Here is a 24,140-nt window from a genome sequence, read left to right as displayed (position 1 = left end):
TCATGCTTCTCCAGAAGCTGGACGGGATTCATTTTTCTGTGTCATACACCACATGAGCTGAATAATTTTTTCTTTATGATCGTGAATAAGAAGTGGAAATAAATGAGTTTCGAAAGGGAATGCTGATCTTTTCAAAATTAAAATAATTCCCATCCCAGTTCGACAGCTTCGCCGTCATGGAATCGTCACATATTTGGTTACCCCCTGTTCCACCCATGGATCGGCAAATATCAGCCGCAAAAACTAACCTCAACGGGGTTGAAATTCATTTATTTATTCGTTACTATTGTTCCTCAAATCCCTTCTATATAAAGTAACCAATAATAGTCTACGGCTTCACCATCATCTAATCATGCGGTGCTTTTCACCAAAAAGGAAATCCGGATTTCAGAACTTATTTAATTTCCTAAATGCTTGTTTGCTCGGGGTATCGGAAAAATCTCTTTCTGACGACCATTGTAATACCTCACTTCCTTCCCATCAAACAATGCTCCTTCTTCCAGCATGATGCGCACATCTTTGTTCCATTCAGGAAGAAAAACCACAGCGTTCAACTCTATAGCATATCCGGTATTAGAGTGAAGCGGAAAGTCACCGGCACCCGGTGTATCTCCCTGATTATCCCACATTCCTACGGTAGGACCAGCAGAATGTCCGTAGAAACCAAGCGGGTGGGTGTAGATACTTCCCCGTATTGCTTCAGCATCCATTACTTTTCGGGAAGCCCGAAGAATTTCATTTCCGCTTTTGCCGGCTATAAAATTTGACGTCAAAATATCCTGAACCCTATTCCCTTGCCCAAACGCTTCGCGTAAATACGCCGGTACTTCCGTTTCTCCAGCTTTTAGCACATAGGCCATTTCTTGGGTATCGGTATTCAGTCTCAGGTAGGTGATGCCAAAATCCACATGCAGTAAATCTCCGGGCATAATCACCGAATCAGGGGACTTGGAAGCAAAATTTCTGTTTTGCTCAGTATTGGCGGGATCCGCACGCTGAATATCCACGGATGGATGAAACCAGGTATCCAATTTCAATGCTTTGATTTTCTCCCGGTACCACCAGACCACATCCTCGGTAGTAGTCACGCCAGGCGTGATCACTGCCTCAGAAAGTCCTTCTGATACGATGGCATGGGCAATTTCCTGAATGTGTTTGTAAGTAGCCATTTCAGGCGCTGTCCTTGTTTCCAACCAGCGTACTGCGAGTGTCTGTGCCGAAACAACCGTAGACCTCAGATTTTGAGGTAAATAGTCCAAGAAAACCTGATGCTCATTGGTAGTCAAACCGTCCGCATGTCCATAATCCTTGGCATAATTCAATCCTATTTTCTTTGGATTCTTTGATGAGATCAACTCCATCAACGCTTTCCATTGGTCAGGCTGTACATCAGGATCCCAGACTCTCTTGAAGGACCTACCCACGTCATACCTCGCCACAGCGTAGGTTTCCACCGGTGCGTCAGCCGAGGGCTGATACATCACCAGAATTGTCCTTCTCCTTGCTGCCATCCAGGTAGCCGGAAGCATAGTCCGAATCACAGGATCCTCGTTGTACTCCCTGGAAATCACCACCCACATATCTATTCCCGACTCTGCCATTAAGCCGGGGAGCAGGTTCTGAATGCGGTACTCAAGCCAGTTGTCAATTACGGCAGCTTGTTCCCGCTGTGTCAAGACAGCTATCTCCTGTCCAAAACATAAATTAGAAACAAGAATTACGTAGAATACGAGGAGTAGCTTTTTGATCATATTTAGAAAAGTTTATCCCTGAATATAAAACAAAAAGCAGAAACATTCAGCAGCCTTAGGACCGGGAATCCTTATACAGTGACAATCGGCTTATTTGCCCTAATCATCCGATTACTCAGCTTATGAAAGCGATAAAACAAAACCACAGCAGTAATACTCAAACCGATCAATAAGCCATACCAAATCCCCAGCTCCGCCATTCCCAGCTCAAAAGCCAAGAAATATCCAAGCGGAAGGCCAATTACCCAATAAGCCACAAGCGTAATAAATGTAGGGAATTTCACATCTTCCAACCCCCGTAAAACACCCAAACCCGCTACCTGAATACCATCCGACAGCTGAAACATACCTGCGATGATGAGCAATGAAGCAGATAAGGCAACCACATCTTCATTGTCAATATAGAGTGTAGGAAGATAGTATCGCATGACAACAAATATCAAACCTGTAATTGCCATGAATACCAGTACCATACCAAAAACCACCATTCCGGCCTCTCTCATGCCTTTAAAGTTACCCCGACCGATTTGGTTACTGACGCGAATCATTCCGGCCGTGCTGAGACCCGAAACCATCATATAGCTTACCGAGGCTAGGTTTATGGCGATTTGATGAGCAGCAAGCGCATTTACTCCTATCCACCCCATCATTATTGCCGCTGCGCTGAACGCACTCACTTCAAAAATGTATTGAAAACCTGTAGGGATACCGATTTTCAAGATTCTATTTAACAGTAAAAATCTCAGTTTGCCTATTCCCAGTTGCAAATTGAAGATTCTGTATCTTTTGGAGCGCATCACGTACAGTCCCATTAGGATAGGCATTAAGATCCTTGAGATCAATGTAGCCAATCCTGCACCATTCAACCCCATTTCAGAAACGCCCAAGTTTCCATAGATCAGTACCCAGTTAAGAAACACATTGACAAGATTGCAAAAGATGGTGACGTACATCGCCTGCTTTGTCTGTGAAACACCTTCTGCCAACTGCTTAAATGACTGGAAAATCATGAAAGGAAAAAGAGAAGCAGTAATTATGTAGAGGTAAGGAATGGTAAGAGTCACCACCTCTTGCGGTTGGTTCAAGAAGTGAAGTCCTTGAGATAAGCCGATTACCACCGCCGTCAGAATCAATGCGGTGGCAATGTTGATCCATAATCCATGCTGAAAAAGATGGCCAATCCTTTTGAATTTGCCCTTCCCTTCAGCCACTGAAACCAAAGGAGTAATTCCCATGGAAATCCCCATACCAAACATCAGTATCACGAAAAAAATACTGTTCCCCAAAGACGCAGCAGCCAGTGGCACTGCCCCTAGTCTGCCTACCATCATACTGTCAGCTACACCTACCAAAACCTGTCCGAGCTGGCTTAGCACCACAGGAAAAGCAAGGTTGAAGGTGATTTTAAAATGATCCTTGATTGTCATACTATAAATTTAGAATCCTTGCAGCCTTGAGAATTCCTGCAATGCTGATTCCGTCAGTGATTTCTCCATTCATCACCATTTCCACAACTGTGGAGAATGGCAATTTCTTTATTTTTAGTACTTCAGTTTCCTCAAACTCAGCTTCTCCCTGCGTAAGATCTTCGGCTAGGTACACATACCCCACTTCATCTGTCACGGAATTTGAGGTGTGAATTTTCATGATTTCTGTCCATTTCTCTGCTCTTAGACCGGTTTCTTCTTTCAATTCACGTTTGGCACTTTCCAATTTATCCTCCTCCAATGGTCCACCCCCCATGGGAATCTCCCACGCATACTCATCCAGGGTGTAACGAAACTGACCAATAAGCCAAGTGTTACCATCTTGGTCAATGGGAATAATGCCCATTGCTCTATTTTTAAAGTGCACTTTACCGTAAACACCTTCGTTGCCGGCGGGATTTAAGACCTCATGGTGCTCAACTTTAATCCAAGGGTTTTCATAAACCGGATTAATTTTTTTGGTTGTCCAGGGATTTTGTTCCATTTGTTCAAAAAAAAAGGGTGACTCACGCCACCCTTTAGAAATTATTGAGGCTGGTTAAGCCGGGATTGGCATTACTTTAGAATCCTTGAAAGTAGATAAAATAACCATGGATTGCATGGAATCTACTTCTTTGATTTCCGATACTTTTTCAAGCATCAAATTCTGGTATGAGGTAATATCTTTCGCAATGATTTTTAAAATAAAATCGCCTGTACCTGTAATGTGGTGGCACTCTATCACTTCAGGAATTATATTAATTTCACGCATGAAAGCATCAATATTGCCTTTATTATGACCGATTAAGCTTACCAACACAAAAGTACTGACACCCAGACCGATCTTTTCAGGATCCAGCTTTGCATGATAACTCTTTATAATTCCGGATTGCTCCAATTTCTTCACACGCTCCAACGTGGGAGCAGGAGAAAGTCCTATATCCTTTGACAATTGAGCATTTGTTATTTTGGCATTAGCCTGAAGGATTTCCAGAATCTTCCTGTCGATTTTATCGAATTTTATTCTTAAGCTATGATCCATGATCTCTTGCATTTACAAAATTTTATATGGTGCAAAGTTAATATAATTGATGATTGTTTTAAACCATTCATCAGAATTTTACAGAGGAAATTCGAAATTTTCTTAATAATTCTTACCCATTGCACAAACAATTCTTCCAAAAAGCCTTGCCTCCCACATGAAATTCAAATTATCTCCTGTTATTAATTAATGCAACGCCGCTTTTTCAGTTAAAGTTTATTCTTTTTGATAAATTCTCTTGCTTCTTGATGAGCAGAGTGTTTACGCTTGGCATACTTCTTCACTTCCTTGAAATACTTTTTGGCCAACGTCTTGTTTTTCTCATCTGTCGCCATCTTTCCCAGCTGCAGTAAAGAATGCAAGTAATATCCGCTTTCTTGGGACTCAGATTCCTCTCCGAAGGACAGGGTTTTAAGGTAATATTTCTTGGCTTCATCCCGATTTCCAACACGCTCATTGAACTGGGCAATATAAAAAGCAGCATATCTCCCACTGTTAGATTCATAGCCCGGCATTTTTGAATCTATCCGATCAAGAATTTCCTTTGATTGCTCCACAGATTCAGTCCATCTTCCCACTGCGTAGAGATGCCTTGCATATGATCTATGGAAATATGGATTATTTGGAAATTTACCATGCAAATAATCCGAAATCTGAAGTGCTTTAAATGGTTCTTTCTCTTCTGACGCATATAATCTGAATAAAAAATACTGGGCTTCCACCCGCGTGTAGAATGCATTATTTGCCACCTGTTCCAGTTGCTGTAAGCCCAGCTTTTTATTCCCCTTCGGGAAAAGTGCCATGACAGGCCTTAGCAATGGGTAATTCTCCGGAATCCACTCTGAGAAATAATTGAAAAGCGCATCCCCCAAGAGCAATTCAGGATTAAATTCCTCCTCACCTCTGCTCAAATTCATATATTTAAGGGCATTTCTTCCCGCAAAAGCAGCCTTTGTCCAGCTCTTCCTTTCAGAGTATAGTCGAGACTGAAAACCATATCCGCCCGCCAAAAAGAAAGCAGCCTCCTTATTCGTCTCGTCTTCCTTAAACATTACCTCTGCTTTTGCAATAGCCCTGTCGAGGTATTTAACAAAAGTCGCATCATATCTCTCATTGGCCACATCTACTTCTATCCTCCACCAATAACCCAGTGCCACCAAGAATTCAGGCAATGGATGATCCGGATATTGAAGGGCAAGTACGGCAAAGTCACGTTCAGCAGCAGGAAAATCAAAATTGTACATGCTATTGATAGACTTGGTAATCCTGAATTGGAGTCCTCTATCCAGCAATAAGTATTTGGAAGGCACATAGATCATAGAATCTGCTTCCGTTTCCTGCGCTTGGGCAAAACTAAGCCCTACAACATACACACTAAGAATCATTGCGATTCGTATCAACATATATTTCTTCCTTTTTAGATTCCAAAATTAGAGGTATTCCCAAACAAAATTTTAGATTTGAATAAGATTCATCTTAATAATGGCTAAAACTTTAACTCCAGAAGCACAACGTCTAAAAGAACTAATTGATTTCGACAAGCGCATATATTTTTTAGTTTTGGTGTTTTTGTTTTTATTGATCAGATACCTTACCAATACGCTTATTCTTGAAGCAATTCCGGATTACAATAATTTGGAAGCACGTGGTGATTTTATGATTTTCCACATTTTCAATGCTTTAAACTATCTCTGGACACCCTTTGCCTTACTTTGGAAATTTACCGTAATCTCCTTTCTCTTTTGGCTTGGCGCATTCCTTATCGGCTACAAAGTGCCTTACAAAGAACTTTGGCAGTTTGCACTTATTGCCGAAATGGTATTTATATTTCCCGAATTGATACGGCTGCTGGTTTACATAGCCCCGCGGACAGGAGTTACCTATATTGAAATCAATGAATACAGGGCTCTTTCACTATTGGCTTTATTGGGACCCAAAAACATCACCCCACAGTTTCACTACGCTTTGGCCAGTATCAATATCTTCGAAATAATTTACGGAATTGTATGGTTATATGGGTTTCATATGATTAGTAGAAGACCATTTGGAGAATGTACCCTCGTAGTTTTTGTCAGTTACTATATTCCCTTGGCCATTTGGCTTGGTTGGTATGTCATGGTGTATAGAAATTAGCCCCTAGAAATAAAAAAAGGGATCAGATAAAATCCTGACCCCTTCAAAGATTCTCTATATTTCCGGATTAAAACCCTAACCCTAATGCCATAGAAGTAGGAGTAAAATTAATATCAGATATCTTGGATGCGGCTCCTGTCATTAAATTTACTGAATAAACCCCCGATGTCCCACCTACTGTAAATACACCATAGGCCATATCGGACATTCCGCCGATATCAAATCCGTTATCGTCTGTCAAGTCAATACCAAGAGATCCAATTTCTACCAGAACTCCGTCATTTGGAGGTGAAACCTGATATAACATATCGTTCTGCGCATCCACCACAAAAAGTGCTGTAGAAGTAGTGCCTGCGTAGTTTTCAGAATAAGCAGCCCCACTTGCCATTGGTGAACCCGGATTGAGACTTCCGTCTACCGCCACTACAGTTCCCATGTCAGGATGAAGTCTTAAATTTTGACCCTGCTCAGTGATCAATCTAATCCTATCTACAGTAGGATTGAAATCAAATCCTACATAAGAACCCATTACCCCAGGCGTCAGCGGTTCGCCTATAGCGGTAACAGCTCCGCTTGAAGGATTCACGCTATATAAGCGGCTCATATTGGAAACGGCAAGTAACTGGCCATTTACAGGACGAAAATCAAGGCCTACGACCATCTCCCCAGCCTCTAATCCTGTCATATCAACAGCTATAGGACTAGGGTCAGTAGGGTCAAAACGATACAATTTATTATCCGAATCAGTTGCATAAGCTACCGGATTTGTCTTAAAGGCCAAGCTCACTACAGGCTGCGAAAAGGTACCCACCCATATAGCTTTTCCGGAATCCAGATCAATAGTATAAAGCCTAGACTCATCATCTTTTCTATTGATTGCCAAAGCCACAGAATTATCCGGGTTGATGTCCATATCTCCCAGACCTTCAAAATCCACTCCCAAATCACCCACTTCTTCTAATCCACCATCGTTTGGAGGAACCTGCTTATATAACTTGTCTTGCTCAAAATCTATGTCAAATAAAGTGGTCGACGTAGTACCTGAAAAACTATTGGAATATGCCACTGCACCAATACGTGGATTCATGCCTCCATTGATAGCCCCATCAGTTGCCACTACTGTGCCCAGCTCAGGATGTAATCGAAGATTCTGACCGGACTCGGTGACTAGCCTTATTCTGTCCACGGTAGGATTGAAATCCAGTGAAGGATTCGCCCCCTGAGTAGCCGGAGTAAACGCTTCAGAACCTAAAGCAGTAGCTACACCGGAATTTTCATTGATATGATATAATCTACTCATTGAACTAAGCGCATAAAGCTGACCTGTCGCAGGACGATAATCAATCGAAATGATCATTTCACCTGAACCGAGACCGGTAATATCCATGGAGGCGGAGGGTGAATTTAAGTTTTGCGCTTCGTACATCAGAATTTTGTTATCTGAGGTTAAAGCAGTAAAACTCACTTCCGGGGCCGCTCCCGGCATATCGATAATAGGATTCGTGTCATCATCTTTCTCATCACACGAAATGAAAACCAGTGAAAAGATCATACTGGCTAGAAGTACGGGGAATTTGTTTGTTATTTTCATTATTGGTTGAATAGTTGATTCTCCGCATTTACGAAGTCAGTTACTCAACCGGATTCCCTTTTCAATAAAAAACATTCCAATTTTCTGTTTTTCTGCCAGGATTGAGACAAAACATAAAATTTGTGGACTCTATGGTTTAGGCTACTTCTGTCTTTCCTGTCTGCCATTAAAAATATGAACACTCCACTACCGGCATCATTGGGAATACATGTATAAAAAACAGAATCAATACGGCAGAAATTGGAAGCAGTTTTTGCCCTAGCCGTTAAATCAAAGTCAGCTCTTTGCCAATAATGTAGAATGCCATCAACAGTACAAACCAACCAAATCCTTTTTTGAGCAATTTTTCATTTATTTTTTTGGACAAAGAACTTCCAATAAATATCCCAACAATTGATAGTCCTGTGAAAACCAAAAGCATTTTCCAATCAATCTCCTGGTTAGCTACATCCCCCAAGAAACCGATCAGGGATTTGGCAGCAATAATCAACAACGAGGTTCCAACAGCCATTTTCATAGGTAGCTTAGCAAGAAGCACAAGTGCCGGAATAATCAAAAAGCCCCCACCCGCTCCGACTAAACCTGTTACTAAGCCCACCACTATTCCTTCTATCGCAATTAAAGGGACGTTGAATTGTACAATAGTGTCGTCTTCGGAACTATTTTTGCCATTTCCTCTGATCATGGAGTAAGATGCTGCCAGCATCACTACAGCAAAAAACACCATAATGCCTATACTTTTGGTGATCACAAGATCTCCCAATACAAGCAAGGGATCCGGTAGAACCGGTACAATGAATTTCCGGGTAAGGAAAACAGTAAGGAAAGATGGAATTGCAAACACCAAAGCTGTTCGGTAATCAACTAACTGACTCTTCATATAAGTAAAAGAACCAACCAAAGATGTACTCCCGACCACAAAAAGCGAATAGGCGGTTGCCAAAACCGGATCAATCCCCAAAATGTAAACTAACACCGGAACCGTCAAAATAGAGCCTCCACCTCCTATAAGCCCCAAACTAATCCCGATGATTACCGCCGCCGCATATCCTACAAGTACTAAGATCTCCATAATATAATTCTCAAATTGATCCTACAAAAGTACCCGTCACAATTAGCCAATGAAGTGACAAATGTTACACTTATTGTTTTAAGGTAAAATCGCCATAGGTTATTTTCACACTTAAATGATGACTACAAATTCAACGTTTACTAGGGTCATGAAAAAAGAATAGTTAATTTATTCGGATACAATTGTCTATATTAATGTTTTTAAGCCCGATACAATGAAAATAATTCTTCCAATCGATTTTTCAGGTAACGCTATCAATGCCTTGGATTTCGCCATAGCCCTCACCGGAAAAAAAGAGGGCGAAATAATCTTAGTCCACGTAATAGAAGCTGTTTTTGATTTTGCATCAAAGGCGGCTGTAGCATTGGAAAATATGCATCGGGATGCTGAAACATTGATGCAGTCAACCTTGGAAAAATACCGGCATTCCAATCAAAAATTTACTACCGTTATCAAAGAGGGAACGGCATCTACTTCAATTACGCAGTTAGCACTACAAATGGAGGCCACTCTCATAGTGATGGGAACACAAGGTGCAAGCGGTATCAAAGTAGGCCTGATTGGCAGTACAACAATCAACGTGATCAAGGAATCATCTATCCCGGTATTGGTGATCCCTACCGAATCAAGTGCTCCGTGTATAAAAAAAATAGCTTTGGCATTAGAGTTTGCCAGTCACGAAGAAAAATTCATCGATTGGGTCATCGATATGAGTAGAAGATGGGAACGGGGACTGGAATTTGTTCACGTACAGGCAGCCAACGACTTCGAGGAAGATCGCGGCATCAAAAAATTAGAGGACTTCATAACTTCACATCACCCCGGTTTACCAGTGAAAATCCACACTTTTTACGCTCCGACTCCCGTAGAAGGATTGGATCAGTTTTTGGAAGAAAATGAAAATGTAATACTGGTCATGTGTCATAGGCACAAAAATCTCTGGGAGCAAATTCTTAGCCGTAGTCAAACAATAGAAATGGTATTCCATTCTAAAGTCCCCCTACTTATAATGACTTGATTATTTGCTTATCAATTCTTCAAAATCATCCCGGATATAAATTACATTTCTTCCAAGCTCTATCCATTTCTTTTTCTCCAATTGCTTTAGAAGTCGTGATACAACTTCTCGGGAAGTTGTGAGTTCATTTGCAATTTCCTGATGCGTGGTAGAAAGCTCATTCGTTTTATGCTGCTTCATCTTGGTAACAATGTACTGCATCAGCCGCTCATCCATTCGTTTGAAAGCCACTGCATCCAACGCAACCAGCATTTCCTGAAACCGGCTCTGATAGGTAGTTGCCACAAAATCCTTCCATTGCTTAAACTCATCAGAAAAATGATCAATAACTGCAATGGGTATACCTATAAGTATGGTATCTTCTTCCACAACTGCCTTAATCTCACTTGGCTTGGAAGAGGAGCAGCAAGTTAAAGACAGTGCGCAGGTCTCGCCCGCATCTAGATAATACAGAAACAATTCCCTTCCTTCATCATCCATTCTGGATATTTTGATTGATCCACTGAGTACAATGGGAACCATTTTGATAAACTGTCCCGGCTCCATCAATACCTTTCCTGCTTTCAAGTTCATGATTTGACCTTGAGTCAGAAGCTGTTCCAATAAGGCAGGATCTGTAAAATTAGGTAATGCTTCCTTTAGTTCTTCTATAGTCATGTGCTGTTAAAGAAATGCTAAATCTAAGCATCAATCGCATTAAAAAGAGTGATTTTTATCACATTCATGAAACCTTGTGTGATTTTAGAATTTGATTCCCGATTTGAACAGAAAAAGATTGCTTCGATATACCTAATTAAAAGTCTGTCACTTCCGGGCAAATTCCTTTTGCGAGCCATCGTATACCCAAAGCAATCCTGAAAAAACCAGCTTTGCCTGTAAACTGAAATCAGCTTATACTTAGATAAATTTGGAGCTGCCGTAAACTCGAAAACACTAAGCTGCGCCCTATGTGAAAAACTCTGTGTCCACTGTGGTTAGATACTTAATTTTCTGGAAAAATGCCTCCGAGTGATGGAGGCATTTTCAAAGTTAACCCTAAACTATTTACACACATGTAGGACAGCAGACAAATGGAACTTTGGTAAGTGGAGAGGTTCGCAAAATCCTAAAATGTCCCAATGCTTTACTCAGTGGACGAATCTCAGACATCAAATTCATTTCCGCTCTTTTTGCCAGTAAGCCTTCAGCTATTCTTTCTGACGCTCCGGGCACAGAAGCAGTTCTAACCTCCGATACATGGTCATGAATATTGGTAATATTACCAAACACTTCTACCACCAACACACTAAGCGGACTATCTTCGGGTAGTCCGTAAGATTTTAATTTCTCTGCAATATCCTCAGAAGTCACTACCGCCGTTGCTACAGGTTGCTCATCTTTAATGCTCGCAATAATACTCCCTTTTTGCAAAGCAGTAGCATTTAATTTGATACTTCCCGTAGTATAATCTCCGATAGTAGGTTTGAAATACACCTGCTGAGTCAACTCATTTATTTCCTTCAGACGTTTCGGTTCTGTATTTACCCTTACTCCTATTTTCATCTCGATCTCCCCCAGCAAAATATTCCTATGGTCTCTTCCATCGGCTTGGAAAACCTGGGCATATACCATGGTCCAAAGACTTGTTCTGGGAGGTTTAGCTGTTACATTTTTCCCGTTATGAACTGCTTTTGCAAAAGACGCACTCACGTACAAATGGTTCTCATTTCTATTGAGAGTGCAAAGCAAAGTGGGAGCCGGATGTTGAATCCCGGTCACTCTCAACGGTCTTCCGAATCTTCCTTGGGCGGTGGACCATAGATTATCTTCCCGATCAGGCCAATGGCCATGCCCCACTCTAAATTCATAGGTGAAGAAACCAAACATCTCAGCACTTTCCGCATGATAACCCGGCGGTATAGGCATCATATAATGACGATCACTATCTGTAGCTTGGATCATAGGCTGCATAGCTCGCATTCCGGCTTTATCATCACTTTGACCCGGAATGATCTGCCGGGTAATTTCAGAATCCAAACTAATCGGGGCTTCCTCCGGAGGAAGAAGCTGCTCACCGGCATTGCTTGCAATCAACTGATCAGGGGCATTCCCAAGCATCCTACAATAATAAGTATCATCAGGGTTCTCCACCGGCTGATCAAACTCCACCCATAAATACCGCTTTCTAGCCTCTGATGAGCTATAATCGTCCGTTCTCTCATAAGGCGAAAAAGCTATCCCCACACTGACTAACTTGGGTATCTGTACAGGAGGCAGTACTGTAGGAAGTGTTAACCGTTCAGTTTCAACAGTTGCAGCCGAGGCATGTCCCGCTTTGGTTTTAGGTTTTATTTTATATTCCGCCCACAGTTCATCAGGAAATCTCAAATCCCCATTATTCTGCTTCAGTTCATTTTTTGGGTCAAGCGCATCTATATACACTATCCTTGTGTAATTTCTGTTGACCCGATCAAAACGATCCGCCTGCAAAGCTTCGAATGATACTGTATGCTTTAACCCTATATCGCCTAAATAGGTGTTTTTTCTGCTTTCTGTGTTTTTATCCTTCCTAAACTTAAATTCTCTTTCGATCACAAACGCAACATCCTGTAAAGTATCCCATGTCCAATCCCGGTTTACTTTATAGCTCAATGTAGCAAGCCAGTGATTGTACAGGTCAGCTTTGGTGGCAAAAGTGATAGAACTTCCATCCGGCGCCAGGGTATGTCTGATCCTGGAGTTGCAACCTATAGCAACCCGCTCTCCTTTTGGAGCCACAAGGGCGAGCCCTTTGGCTTCCAGTCCAAGGGCATTTGCAAGACGCTCCACTACACCTGACTGTTGCTCTTCAGAAACCCTTTGCAGTAGTGATGAAAAGATATTTTTCTTGATGGTCGGAACACTGTCAGGCTTTAGAAACAATGCCTGAACCGGCTGAATTGCCTCAAAAGGCTGTAATAAATCCAATTCAGCAGCCGGTTCTTTATAGAGCATAAACTGCTGTACTTTGCCAAACCGGCTATCTTTATCCTCATTAGCGTCAATAAAACCAAAGTAGCCTTCAGGTGCCCCGGCAGAAGTCGCTTCTGCACGCAATGAAATTCTAATGTGCCTTCCTGTAGGCACGACCAATTCCTCCATCCCATGGATAGCATCTATGAGTAAATCCTCATTTAAAAATGGATTAGCAGGCTCTCCAAGATTCAAAACAGGAACATCAATAAACTCAATTGGAACATTCAAAACCCCATCAAAATCCGAAGGAAACAGCCTTGACGTCTCATACAAAGTGATAAAGCTGTCTCTGCCACTTTGACTCAGCTGTGTATCCATCCGAAGTGACTTCACCTCCACTCTTATCTTGACTTGATGCACATCAGGATCAGGCAAAGCAGGCTTTAGCCCATCTGTCTGAAAGGTCAATTCCTTCAACAACTTGATTGGATCCTGACCTATACTTTGGTATTTATTGGTAAATACCACGGCGGGATATTCCAGCAAAGGCCTCTGAATAACAAAAACTGGATTTGCATCAAACGTTGTTTCTTCATCATTTACCGCATTGAAATAAGTTCGAAGATTGCCCCTAATCTCAAGTGGTTTTTCAATACGAAGCATCCCCGGATTCACATACCGTTTGAATGAAACACTGGTTTCAGGACTTGGTGCTGCATTCAAAGGAACATCATTCAAATTGGGGCCACCGCCGGAAATATCCGTCATCCGAATTCTAAACTCATAAGAATTTCCATATCGGAGTTTGGTGTTCAGAGGAGAAGGGATCAGAGCTTTATTTTGAGAGACTTTTTTATCCTGCAGCTCATTTTGTTGTCCGCCGTTTTCCTGGTGGTTCCTGTAAATCTCCAGTGCATCCTGATCTTCAGTTACCAGGCTTTTACCTATCCAATGCGCATAATACATCGGCAACCAATAATGGTCACTTTGCGGACCACTGATCTTATTCGGATAGACCTGATAAGGAAGTTCGGTACTGCCGGAATCCAGTTGGCCGGCAAACATATTTTCAGATTCATTGATCTCGATGCTATTGAGACTTTCCCATTGACTTCCTTCTGCTACCTGTCGGACATCGATATGATATCCCATCACCCCTAAGGGAGCATCTGTCCTCTTCAATGAACCCGGATCGGAAGGATTCTCAATCATCTGTCTCAGGCACCACACCAGTATTTGCTCATCATCCCAGCCCAAACGGATTCCCGCGTCCGATTGAGGAGGCAGTTCATCCTGGCTCTCTTCCAATAAATTCCCGCTTACCGGCTGATTGGCATGCACTATTTTGGCAAATCCATCATTGTAGGTTTGTGCCTCCATAAACAACTCATCCCATGGACCCAAAGGAACCGGCTCGTCCGGATCAGAAACTTTCTTATACAACACGGGAAATAAGACAGGCGCAAAAACAGGCCTTGGTGTACCCTTGCTCAATGATGGAATCTTGGCGGCATATCTCTTAACCAATGGTCCATCCGAGTTTTCCAACAAAACAGCTTGAGCTAGTGCGTAAGGATCATTTGTAATATCCGCATATAGATAACCGCCCTCTTCAAACCAACCGGCTTCTACTTCCAATTGAACTTCGTAGATCATCCCACAAGCCTTAGCCAGTAGAGGCTGCCTCAAAATGTTTGCAAAAACTTTGCCCCAGCTCATCTTGGTTCGTGGCTGGTAGTTAATGGTAGGTATTTTTTCACGGACTGCACATTGATAGCCGTCATCCGTAATTGCATTTGGATGTCTGGGTTGTGTGAAATTAAATCTTTCACGATAAGAAACCGGCAGGTATTTTTTGATACTCTTTTCTACGGGAACCGGATCAGGCAGCTTATCCGAATCGTCAGTAATCGGAAGAGGCATAGCATCTGCGACCTTCTTAATTATGACAGCTTTATCCGCAGCGGGTTTTACTGTCGCAACTCTTACAATGGGTATTCTATTGGCAGCTGTCGCATTACTCAGAGGGAAATCGTCAGTGCCTCTAATGATAGAAAAACTAAATTCAGGCTGGAAATCCGCAAACCCCGGCACATTTGCGGGGTTTGGTAAGCCAGTAGCCCAATCCGAAAATGGATTTGTATTCCGCGGTACAACCACAATGTTCACTGTAAGGACATTTCCATCGAAACGTTGAGGAAAAGTCATTAGGGAAATTAATCTTCTTGGTTCCATAATTTAATTGTTGAGGTAAAAAATTAAGCTATCTGACGGCTTTCTTGCCAAGTCTCTTCGAAGCTGATATTGATAATAAAACAGATACTGATATCCAATCCGAAAGTCACGGATGCTGTGCAATCCGTTCTTTCCGGACTCGATATTCTCTTCACAGTACCGCTTGCTTCTATGTAAATCGTAACACTGACAATTCCACCCAGCAGGTTGGCGTGCCCTTTGAACAACATGAAAGCAGTGATCTCAATGGTATTGGCGTCTGCATACATTTGGCATCCGACCAGATAAGTCACGCTGACATTACCTACTACAGGCAAGCCTACAGAGATATTCGCTCCGAAACCAAATTTCAACATCAGACTAGGGCCTATTTTAGTATCACAGGCTATTTTGACTTCTACAGATCCCACTGCATATATTGTAGCTGCACCTACAGTCACACACATGACTTCCAACCCTCCGTTGAATTGGACAAATCCACCCGCTGTCGGAAGCAGCTGGGAAGGATCATTGGTTACCTTCAGTGCAGCATTGAAATACACGCCCAATGCAAGTCCTGCCTCCAATCTCAACGGACATTGAGGAGAGTTATAAACAGAATCCTCTGGTGGGAAGCGGATAAGTGGGATTTCCTTGGTGGCCTCAAACTTATACTCCCAAATCTCCCCTGCATTGCTCATGGCTATTTGAAGACCTTTCCTCATCACTGCTCCGTAATCCCCCGTACTGAGTGCGGCCAGCATCTGCAGCAATTCAATTACCGGCTGCAAGGCATCACTGAATTCTACTTCAGGAAGAGGTATTCCATCCAGCGGCCCGGGACTGTCCTTGTCACCGGCATAACCTGACTCTTTCCCTTTTGCAGCGTCAAAGTTTCCTTTTATCGTCATAAGGCGCTCAAACGAACCCAAATCAACCACCATGGCGACGTTGTTGACTTTACTTTTCCAGGTGTCGGCCAAATCTGTCGCGAAGGAATCCACATCAAAGTTGAGTTTGGAATCCACGTATTGTTTGGAACCGTTTTTCTTTTGCTCAGCTTTATATTCGATGTAGATTTTCAGGGCATCCATATTCACCAGATACAGCGGGTCAAAATTTGGAATATCAAATGCCAGTGCCTTATTCAGAGCACTATTTGCCTCACCGGAAAGCAGTTTGAATCCCTTGTCCACCAGTTGACCGGCTTCCATCTTAGACGTAATCTCCATCAGCTCCAAGACCTTCTTGCCACCGTCGGTAGCTGCATTTTCTATAAATGCCGAAACACTGTTACCGTCTTTATCTATTCCGTTTAACAATGGAATGGCTTTTCCGAAGTTGGAATAGGCATCCCCTACATTTGGAAATATGCTGCTTCCGTTCATCAGTTTATAAGCATCCGAAAAAATCGGCGGAGTCTTACTCAACAGTTTACCAATTCCCTTTTTGAAGCTGGGAGTTAAAAAAAGGGCTTTTTGCGTGGAAGTACTCTGTAGGAATCCATAATTGACCGTATCTACTGCCGGATTCCTGAGAATCTCCAATGGATGAGCCAAACGGATAAGGTTGTTGTTTACATCAGATGCGCTGACTACTACTTCTTTTTGCCATTTACCAATACGGATCAACGGTATGGGAATATGCGGTGGAAGCGGGGTAACCTCGCCGGAACCCGTTTCGTGCTGTACCATACTCCAGCTACCGTCTTTTGGAAGAAGGACAGATCCACGGGTAGCCGCCACAAAAATCGGTGCAGTCGCAGGATTACCTGGTTTGTCAGAATGTGAGATGTCGAATCGGTTGATCTGCATCATCTGGCCCGAGCCCCCCACATCCATCACACAATTGATATCTCCTCCCATCAAGCCCCCCTGGCTATCCAACAGCCCCTTGAGCTGAACCGGGGTCAAAGGAATCCCCGGAGGCGACAACTGAACATAGCCTAAAACCTTCTTGGCAGGAGTCCTTCCATTCTTATGTCCTTTCACCAAGTTTTCGACAGCCACATCAGCATCAAAATAAACCGCAGCACATTTAACTTCCTGATTAAATTGCGCCCCATTGTTTATTTCTTTTTCTCCTTTGACATTCATAAAGGCTTTGCCCGTCGGGATCACGTTATTGGTCACATAATCTGCTACCGAACCGTCTTCTTTGATATTGGTGATATTAAACAAGCCCCTTAAAGTCCCCGGATGCAACTCATACCTGGCATCCTCCACCAGGTTTCCCGGATTAGTATCGTCAATGAATTTTGCCCTAAAATCAAAAATCCCATCCGACTCCGGTTGCCATCCGCTATCTGTCCTATAGACAAATCCGGAACTGGTTCTGAAAATAGTAATGGTTCGCACCACACGGATTCCCCAAGGATAAATCAAACTTTTCACCTGAATCACCTCATGCCCTGTTCTGCCCAGCATGATGTCAAATCTGGCTTGGCTTGTCTGTGCTATCGCAGCAGAAGGACTAAGCCAGTTGCTGAATGTGCTCGCTCCATATCCAGTAAAATCAATCTTGCTTACGGGCACTCCTCTCCCTGTGATTTGAGTAGGATTACCTTGATTTACAAAAAATTCCCCATTAAAAATCTCCGTAACACTCTGCCCCAAAGTACTTGCGCCTGTCTCATTTCCGCTTAGTCCCAACACATTTGCCAGCTGTACAGTAAATCCGGCAAACATCGGTAAATCATTCTTCTTGGGTTCATCCGGAAAATTCTTTCCGAAGTTTCCTGCAGTCGCCCGGATTTGAATTCCCCCTTCCATTTCATTTGGAAATTTCGGGCTTACTTGATCAAGCTGGGGTTTAATGGTTTCACCACTATTCGTATGTGAAAGCTCTGCTAAAGCTTTAAGGCCAAAAGGCAGTGTAAATAAAGCTGCTATCGGAGTTTGTTTTTGTTTGTATTTCTCCAATATAAAGTCAACAAGCGGTTTGGGAGATAGAGCAATTCTTTCTTGATGATTGTTTACAAACCTTGTAGGTCCGCCATCATTAGGATAATAATTATGAAACAGCGGTGGATCCCCGGGTTTATTTTGACCGGGAGCTGTCAAATTAAGGACAGGTTCCCAAGCTACTTGAGGCATCATAAATAACCGAGTCATTGCACCCTGGGCAATGACTTTCATTCCCTCTACCGAAATAAACTGATTATCCGTTTGGGAAATGCTTGCCTCAGACTCATTGACGGCTCTAACTGTACCCGTAGTCACACGATGCCCCTGCGACAAGCCTAGACTTACTCCAAGTTGATTGGCATTAGAACTTACATCCAATAAGGCAAAGTAATCATTTTCATAAGGTGTGGTAAAATGCTGAAGTTGATCTTCATATGGAGGAAGAGAATTCTTTCGTCCAGTAGTGGCAGCAGTAGTGGATTTTAGGGTTTCCATCCTTACTTCAGAGGATGTCAACTGATTAACAGCCATATGGCTTGGCGAAACTGCTACATCTGCTGCTCCCGGGGCGGAGAAACTAGTATTACCCGGTCCAAAGTAAAAATCAACCCGAACTTTATCTTCTTTTTCCTTCACCGGCTCTTGGGATATCCGGCATATCAGCCAACTTTGAATTGCCTCAATACCTCTGCCTTTATTTCCAAATTCCTTGCTTAAAACCCCCAAATTAGCAACATAGGGATCGGGAAGTGTGGGCATATAGCTCAGCATTCCAAATACCAGAAAAGCTTGGCTTTTGGCAATTCTACTCCAATCCGCATTACATTCTCCAAAAACCAGTGCACCATTCACGGGGGACAGCGTAAAAAGCGCATTTTCAAGCGCTATCGCAATACTTTTGAAATTTGGCACTTTATCAAAAGGTAATTTATTGTCCCATAGAATGTTATCATCCAGTATATAAATTAAATTCATATCATCGGAACCGGCCATTACGAGTGCTGAATTCTTTGTTTTTACAGAAACCGGAAGTCCATTGACCTGCAGTGGTCTATCTACTTTTATTTGGGTATTTGCCAAAGCCACGAGCATTTCTGTACCCTCCGCCAGAGAATTGTACATAAACATGGCTGACTTATTCAGTGCTATAGAAACAGACGTTCCATACGCATTCAAATCATCCTTCCAATGATCTATTTCCTGGAAAGCACCTTCACCGTCTGAGATCAAATCCGTAATACCAATTCTCCCATTCTCAACAAGAACCAGAGGCTTTTCTAATTTTAAGTTCTTTCCCTGAAGTCCTTTCCATCTGAATTTCAATCCAGCCTTCAATTCCTGCACCATCCCCCCAGACCCGGCTACTTCTAAGGGAGCCTGTATATCCAGGTCCGCAGCGGGAATTGCCCACCACGAATTACTGACAGGAGCAGATTCCTGGATCTCAACCATGGGACTCAGCTGCTTGTTAGAAGCAAATTCCGAAACGGAACAGGAATATGGAATCAGCAGTCTGGACAACTGCGTACTATAGGTAGGCACCTTATTGGCATGGGAAAAGGCTGCCGGTTGACCATAGACAGACCACTGAGCAGGGCCACTTTCCGAAATTTGAGCTTTAGAGGCGCCTGAAAATGAAAATTTCAAGCTACCGGGATTCTGCACCTTAGCATTGAAGGCATCTTTCCCATGTTTCTTTTTAGCATCTATCGCCTCGGGGGTCTGATCCACATCCAGTTGCACTTGGACAGTGGTATTGGCCGCCAAAACAAGTTTCTGTCCCTGTAAGACAGGATTTGCGCTCAATTGGATCTTCCCGTCTCTAACTTTCAGCCCCACATACCTGGTACTTGGAGCATTGGAAGCAAGCATATCCACCCTGACATAAAAACTACCTGCTGCCACATCGTAAACCTTAGAAACCTCCACAGGAGGTGCATTCACAGGTTTAATCTTTTGGTCGAGAAAAGAGGCTTTAAATAGAAGAACGGGGAGGTTGCTGTTTTGCTGATAAATACCAATCAGCTTTGTAATCCTATAAAAATCAATGAAAATGATCCTCCCATCAGTTTTGACCAAAGGCCCGATTGATTTTTCTACTTTGGCACCGGCCGCCCAAGCAGGTACACTGGCACGAATCTGAGTACTCCTCACAGGCACTTCACGGACAAATGCTTTTAACCCCGATTCTTCCTCTTTGGCAGATATTTTCTCAATACGCTTAAGAGTTTCTTTATCAATATTTTTACTGATTTTAGGATCAATAGATTCTTTAACACTGACCTTTTCGGCTTCTTTGCGGATCAGCTCTATCTTTCCCTTGGGGATTCGGTCCTGAAAGAATATTTCGGATCGTTCAAAACTGAATGATTCAGGTTTAATCTGGGATGCATCTTGGATCAGCAGTGACTTTGCCAAGAGAGGCAGTCCTTCCTCCCACTGTTTTTTCTCTGCTGCACTGTCTGCATTCAGATGTCCGAAGATACTGGACAATAAAGATTCTAGTTCATCCTTTTCCATGGTAAAAAGTGTTTAGATGTGAAAGCTCCTTACTTCAAAAACTGTCAACCTTGGCTACAAATAAAAATCAACACAAAACAATTCTTGGTTAAAAAGGGCACTGTGAAGCTAGAAAAATAATCAGCCAAATACCAACGTAAGACACTGAAATAGTAATAATTACAAATTTTATTTTAGTAAAATTTGCCAATTTTAGCATCGTATTTCTTAGATTCAACAGCAGAGCGAAATTAAACCTATCACATCAACTAAGTATACGTATGAAAACTTTTCTTAGGAAAACGATCACTACACTCTCGTTACTTTCACTTTTGACATTGCTCCCAATTGGCTGCGATATGTTTTGCAACGATTCCTGTGACTGTTCCTCGCCACCCGCATTAAAAAATTTCACAATTCTATCTTTTGAAGCATCTACTTTGGGTCAGAATGGAAACGAGGTTAATCCTTTGGAATTTCTGCCATATGACGAAGTCCTCAAGGAAATAAGAATAAAGGAAACCCAAACATCTGCTGCAAACGATCAACTATTGAACTTCAGTGCTATTCCGGGCGTCGCTTATGCCTGTGATCCAATACCTCCAAAATCCGTCACTCGCATTGAAAGTATTCAATTGATAAATAACGAGATATTAATCCTAGACGACGGAGAGGTTATAGAAATTGGAGATGATCTAACTACTAGGTTTGGAATTAATAACCACTCTGCAGAAGTACCCTATACAATTGCTGAATTTTTTAGTGAAAAAAGAGCTCTGTATATAGATGACTATTTTCAGCTAAACTGGAGCTCTGCACCCCACAAAGAGCTAAGACTCGACTTTAGCATCTTAATTATTATGGAAGATGGTCAGGAATATAGTCTGAATCATGAGAAGCTATCCATTAAATAAGCTTCCTAATTCAAAACATGACAAAAATCTTCTCTGTTTTTCTTTAGATTCATTCCAAATAATTCTATTTTTGCGCACGGTCAAATGACCGGTACAAGAATATGATAATTACAGCTGATACAATTCCGCACACCCGGGCGGCGATAATTCAAGAGATTTCAGATTCCCCTTTGAAAATCAATTTGATGGAGCTCGGTTTTCTTCCTGGAAAAACCATCATCCTACAACATACAGCACCTCTGGGAGGCCCTATGGCTTTCAAACTAGAGGAAACTATTCTTGCTTTACGAAAATCTGAGGCTTCTCTGATCGAAGTCCAATTGCTCTGAATTCATGCCTGAGTCCCAAACTCCTTCCCTAGTCAAATCGCCAAGAGTAGCCATCATTGGAAACCCGAATGTTGGTAAATCAACCATTTTTAACCAACTCACCGGATTAAGCCAAAAAATCGGCAATTACCCGGGAGTCACTGTGGACAAAAAAATAGGCTGGATGCACTATCAGGGGAGCAGTTATGAAATAATTGACCTTCCGGGTACCTACAGTTTATATCCCAATTCTGAAGACGAGATCATCGCGCACCGGGTGTTGAACCAGATAAGTGAAGAGGATAAACCTGAGTTTGTCTTAATGGTAATTGACTCTTGCCAACTTTCCCGAGGTCTATTTTTAGCTACCCAGCTATTGGATTTGGGTCTAAATCTCGCTTTGGTGCTAAATATGGCCGACATCGCGGCAAGAAAAAATATTGCGATCAAAAGCTTCGAAATATTCAAAGCCCTTGGCGTTCCAATTTTGAGCACTGATGCCCGTGGAGAAAAGGGACTAGAACAAATCCGTGAATTAATCCATCAGCAAAATTTCAGTAAGAAATCAACCTTCCTTAACATTGAAGAAGTAGTTCCCACCGAATTGCTATCCGAAGTCAAAGATAAGTTTGGCCTATCAAATCCCTATCAGGCTTATCAAATGCTGCGATTTGGGGCTAAGGACAAAACATATTCTGAGAGTGATAGGAACTGGTTAAAAAGCAAACTTGCCGAAAGTAAATTTGATCTGGAGGCTGCTCAGCTGGAAGAGACTAAAATACGCTATCGAAAAATCACCGAAATAGTAGAAAAGACTGTTGTCAAAACTTCAGTTGATTCGCCGAAAGCAAGTATCGACAAGATTCTGCTTCACCCGATATTTGGGTATCTGATTTTTGGAGCTATTCTCCTGCTTATTTTCCAAGCGATTTTCGCATGGGCATCGGTTCCGATGGATATGATCGACGGCTTTTTTGCAGAGCTGTCAGGCTGGGTTTCCGGTCTATTGCCCGAAGGTCCACTGTCGAGCTTGATCACCGAAGGAATTATACCCGGCATCGGAGGAGTGGTGATCTTTATCCCCCAAATCGCCATGCTTTTTGGGTTCTTGGCTATTCTGGAAGACACAGGATATATGTCCAGGGTAGTATTTCTGATGGATCGCTGGATGCGCCCGTTTGGCCTTCATGGCAAGAGTATAGTGCCTCTAGTTTCCGGTGTGGCCTGTGCTATTCCTGGTGTGATGGCTGCCAGAAACATTGGAAATTGGAAGGAAAAAATAATCACCATTATGGTGACTCCACTGATGAGCTGCTCTGCACGTCTACCTGTATATATTATTCTCATTGGCCTGGTGGTGCCTGATGAGTTTATTTTCGGTATTTTCAATCTTCAGGCTGTTGCCTTACTCGGGCTTTATCTATTGGGTGTAGTCGGAGTGTTTTTCACCGCGCTTCTACTGAAATACATCTTAAAGACCGAAGAGAAAAGCTTCTTGATGGTGGAGCTCCCTACCTATCGTGCTCCACGTTGGTTAGACGTTTTGCTGACGATGTACAACAAGTCCAAGACCTTTGTTTTTGAAGCCGGAAAAGTCATTCTTGCCATATCAGTCGTTTTATGGGTATTGGCTTCCTACGGCCCTCCTGAGCGCATGGATGCTATCAGAGCAGAAAGCGAAGAAAAACTTGCCCAAGCTACAGCCGAAGAAATTCCCGTGATCGAAAATGAAACCTCTTCCCTTTTGCTTGAAAACTCTTTCATTGGAATAATGGGAAGAGCTATAGAGCCTGTGATAAAACCGCTTGGATATGATTGGAAAATCGGAATCGCCCTGATCACTTCCTTTGCAGCTCGTGAAGTGTTTGTCTCTACTATTGCCACCATCTACAGCATAGGTGCAGATACAGAGGATGAACTTACCATCCGGGAAAAACTCAATCAGCAGATTAATCCGGACACCGGAGAAAAAGTATATAATAAAGCTACTGCCTTCTCGCTTATGGTGTTCTATGCCTTTGCTATGCAGTGCATGAGTACACTTGCGGTGGTGTATAGGGAAACCAAAGGTTGGAAATGGCCGTTGATTCAAACTGTGTATATGACGGCGTTGGCGTATTTCTCTGCGCTTCTCGTCTATCAAATTCTATCGTAATATGTGGCAGGAAATCTTAGTTGGCATTATAGTTTTAGCAGCCTTGGGGTATTTGGTGAAAAAATATTTCTTCAAATCCAAAACCCAAACGGGCTGTGACAAATGCGCTAAACCCTGAGTTTTGCTCAAACAATAGT

General features: G+C 42.5%; 15 protein-coding genes. 5 read left to right on the top strand and 10 right to left on the bottom strand.

Going from position 1 to position 24,140, the window contains the following annotated elements:
• Positions 1-398: 398 nt before the first annotated feature.
• From ID165_RS06025 to ID165_RS06005, 5 genes are all read right to left on the bottom strand, one after another.
• The gene (locus tag ID165_RS06025) at positions 399-1,751 is read right to left on the bottom strand and encodes a M24 family metallopeptidase (RefSeq protein WP_192349468.1); all 1,353 of its coding nucleotides are present in this window, start codon (positions 1,749-1,751) and stop codon (positions 399-401) included.
• Between the two features lie 71 nt (positions 1,752-1,822).
• Positions 1,823-3,178 carry an MATE family efflux transporter gene (locus ID165_RS06020; RefSeq protein WP_192349467.1) on the bottom strand — a complete coding sequence of 452 codons (1,356 nt, stop codon included), beginning with the start codon at positions 3,176-3,178 and terminating at the stop codon, positions 1,823-1,825.
• A 1-nt stretch (position 3,179) separates the two neighbouring features.
• Positions 3,180-3,722 (bottom strand): NUDIX hydrolase, encoded by a 543-nt coding sequence (locus ID165_RS06015; protein ID WP_192349466.1) that lies wholly within the window; start codon positions 3,720-3,722, stop codon positions 3,180-3,182.
• 54 nt (positions 3,723-3,776) lie between these two features.
• Positions 3,777-4,259, bottom strand: coding sequence for an Lrp/AsnC family transcriptional regulator (locus ID165_RS06010; protein WP_057936775.1), 483 nt, complete (start codon positions 4,257-4,259; stop codon positions 3,777-3,779).
• A 209-nt stretch (positions 4,260-4,468) separates the two neighbouring features.
• Positions 4,469-5,662 (bottom strand): tol-pal system protein YbgF, encoded by a 1,194-nt coding sequence (locus ID165_RS06005; protein WP_192349465.1) that lies wholly within the window; start codon positions 5,660-5,662, stop codon positions 4,469-4,471.
• A 79-nt stretch (positions 5,663-5,741) separates the two neighbouring features.
• Here ID165_RS06005 and ID165_RS06000 point away from each other — a divergent pair, with 79 nt between their 5' ends.
• Positions 5,742-6,392: a sulfate ABC transporter permease gene (locus ID165_RS06000; RefSeq protein WP_192349464.1), complete on the top strand. Its 651-nt coding sequence runs from the start codon at positions 5,742-5,744 to the stop codon at positions 6,390-6,392.
• 67 nt (positions 6,393-6,459) lie between these two features.
• Here ID165_RS06000 and ID165_RS05995 read toward each other — a convergent pair whose 3' ends face one another.
• Together ID165_RS05995 and ID165_RS05990 are read right to left on the bottom strand one after the other, a co-directional pair.
• A complete protein-coding gene (locus ID165_RS05995) occupies positions 6,460-7,983 on the bottom strand; it encodes a DUF4394 domain-containing protein (protein WP_192349463.1) in 1,524 nt (507 codons plus the stop codon).
• 265 nt (positions 7,984-8,248) lie between these two features.
• The gene (locus tag ID165_RS05990) at positions 8,249-9,055 is read right to left on the bottom strand and encodes a sulfite exporter TauE/SafE family protein (protein ID WP_192349462.1); all 807 of its coding nucleotides are present in this window, start codon (positions 9,053-9,055) and stop codon (positions 8,249-8,251) included.
• Positions 9,056-9,269: 214 nt separating this feature from the next.
• Here ID165_RS05990 and ID165_RS05985 point away from each other — a divergent pair, with 214 nt between their 5' ends.
• Positions 9,270-10,073 (top strand): universal stress protein, encoded by an 804-nt coding sequence (locus ID165_RS05985; protein WP_192349461.1) that lies wholly within the window; start codon positions 9,270-9,272, stop codon positions 10,071-10,073.
• Here ID165_RS05985 and ID165_RS05980 read toward each other — a convergent pair whose 3' ends face one another.
• The 3 genes from ID165_RS05980 to ID165_RS05970 all read right to left on the bottom strand — a co-directional run bounded on the left by ID165_RS05980 (position 10,074) and on the right by ID165_RS05970 (position 20,647).
• The gene (locus ID165_RS05980; RefSeq protein WP_192349460.1) at positions 10,074-10,730 is read right to left on the bottom strand and encodes a Crp/Fnr family transcriptional regulator; all 657 of its coding nucleotides are present in this window, start codon (positions 10,728-10,730) and stop codon (positions 10,074-10,076) included.
• A 387-nt stretch (positions 10,731-11,117) separates the two neighbouring features.
• Positions 11,118-15,242, bottom strand: coding sequence for a hypothetical protein (locus ID165_RS05975; protein ID WP_192349459.1), 4,125 nt, complete (start codon positions 15,240-15,242; stop codon positions 11,118-11,120).
• A 23-nt stretch (positions 15,243-15,265) separates the two neighbouring features.
• The gene (locus ID165_RS05970; RefSeq protein WP_192349458.1) at positions 15,266-20,647 is read right to left on the bottom strand and encodes a hypothetical protein; all 5,382 of its coding nucleotides are present in this window, start codon (positions 20,645-20,647) and stop codon (positions 15,266-15,268) included.
• Between the two features lie 260 nt (positions 20,648-20,907).
• Between ID165_RS05970 and ID165_RS05965 the strand changes: the two genes are divergently transcribed.
• The 3 genes from ID165_RS05965 (at position 20,908) to feoB (ending at position 24,003) form a co-directional block, all read left to right on the top strand.
• The gene (locus ID165_RS05965; RefSeq protein ID WP_192349457.1) at positions 20,908-21,540 is read left to right on the top strand and encodes a hypothetical protein; all 633 of its coding nucleotides are present in this window, start codon (positions 20,908-20,910) and stop codon (positions 21,538-21,540) included.
• 101 nt (positions 21,541-21,641) lie between these two features.
• The gene (locus ID165_RS05960; protein WP_192349456.1) at positions 21,642-21,869 is read left to right on the top strand and encodes a FeoA family protein; all 228 of its coding nucleotides are present in this window, start codon (positions 21,642-21,644) and stop codon (positions 21,867-21,869) included.
• Positions 21,870-21,873: 4 nt separating this feature from the next.
• Positions 21,874-24,003 carry a ferrous iron transport protein B gene (feoB, locus tag ID165_RS05955; protein ID WP_192349455.1) on the top strand — a complete coding sequence of 710 codons (2,130 nt, stop codon included), beginning with the start codon at positions 21,874-21,876 and terminating at the stop codon, positions 24,001-24,003.
• Positions 24,004-24,140 lie beyond the last annotated feature (137 nt).

The organism is Algoriphagus sp. Y33 (assembly GCF_014838715.1).
Taxonomy (GTDB): Bacteria; Bacteroidota; Bacteroidia; order Cytophagales; family Cyclobacteriaceae; genus Algoriphagus.
This window is presented reverse-complemented; position numbering and strand designations above follow the sequence as displayed.

Bases quoted from the DNA above. Each gene is read 5' to 3' on its own strand.
- ID165_RS06025 (WP_192349468.1), bottom strand. From the start codon at position 1,751: ATGATCAAAAAGCTACTCCTCGTATTCTACGTAATTCTTGTTTCTAAT.
- ID165_RS06020 (WP_192349467.1), bottom strand. From the start codon at position 3,178: ATGACAATCAAGGATCATTTTAAAATCACCTTCAACCTTGCTTTTCCT.
- ID165_RS06015 (WP_192349466.1), bottom strand. From the start codon at position 3,722: ATGGAACAAAATCCCTGGACAACCAAAAAAATTAATCCGGTTTATGAA.
- ID165_RS06010 (WP_057936775.1), bottom strand. From the start codon at position 4,259: ATGGATCATAGCTTAAGAATAAAATTCGATAAAATCGACAGGAAGATT.
- ID165_RS06005 (WP_192349465.1), bottom strand. From the start codon at position 5,662: ATGTTGATACGAATCGCAATGATTCTTAGTGTGTATGTTGTAGGGCTT.
- ID165_RS06000 (WP_192349464.1), top strand. From the start codon at position 5,742: ATGGCTAAAACTTTAACTCCAGAAGCACAACGTCTAAAAGAACTAATT.
- ID165_RS05995 (WP_192349463.1), bottom strand. From the start codon at position 7,983: ATGAAAATAACAAACAAATTCCCCGTACTTCTAGCCAGTATGATCTTT.
- ID165_RS05990 (WP_192349462.1), bottom strand. From the start codon at position 9,055: ATGGAGATCTTAGTACTTGTAGGATATGCGGCGGCGGTAATCATCGGG.
- ID165_RS05985 (WP_192349461.1), top strand. From the start codon at position 9,270: ATGAAAATAATTCTTCCAATCGATTTTTCAGGTAACGCTATCAATGCC.
- ID165_RS05980 (WP_192349460.1), bottom strand. From the start codon at position 10,730: ATGACTATAGAAGAACTAAAGGAAGCATTACCTAATTTTACAGATCCT.
- ID165_RS05975 (WP_192349459.1), bottom strand. From the start codon at position 15,242: ATGGAACCAAGAAGATTAATTTCCCTAATGACTTTTCCTCAACGTTTC.
- ID165_RS05970 (WP_192349458.1), bottom strand. From the start codon at position 20,647: ATGGAAAAGGATGAACTAGAATCTTTATTGTCCAGTATCTTCGGACAT.
- ID165_RS05965 (WP_192349457.1), top strand. From the start codon at position 20,908: ATGAAAACTTTTCTTAGGAAAACGATCACTACACTCTCGTTACTTTCA.
- ID165_RS05960 (WP_192349456.1), top strand. From the start codon at position 21,642: ATGATAATTACAGCTGATACAATTCCGCACACCCGGGCGGCGATAATT.
- feoB (WP_192349455.1), top strand. From the start codon at position 21,874: ATGCCTGAGTCCCAAACTCCTTCCCTAGTCAAATCGCCAAGAGTAGCC.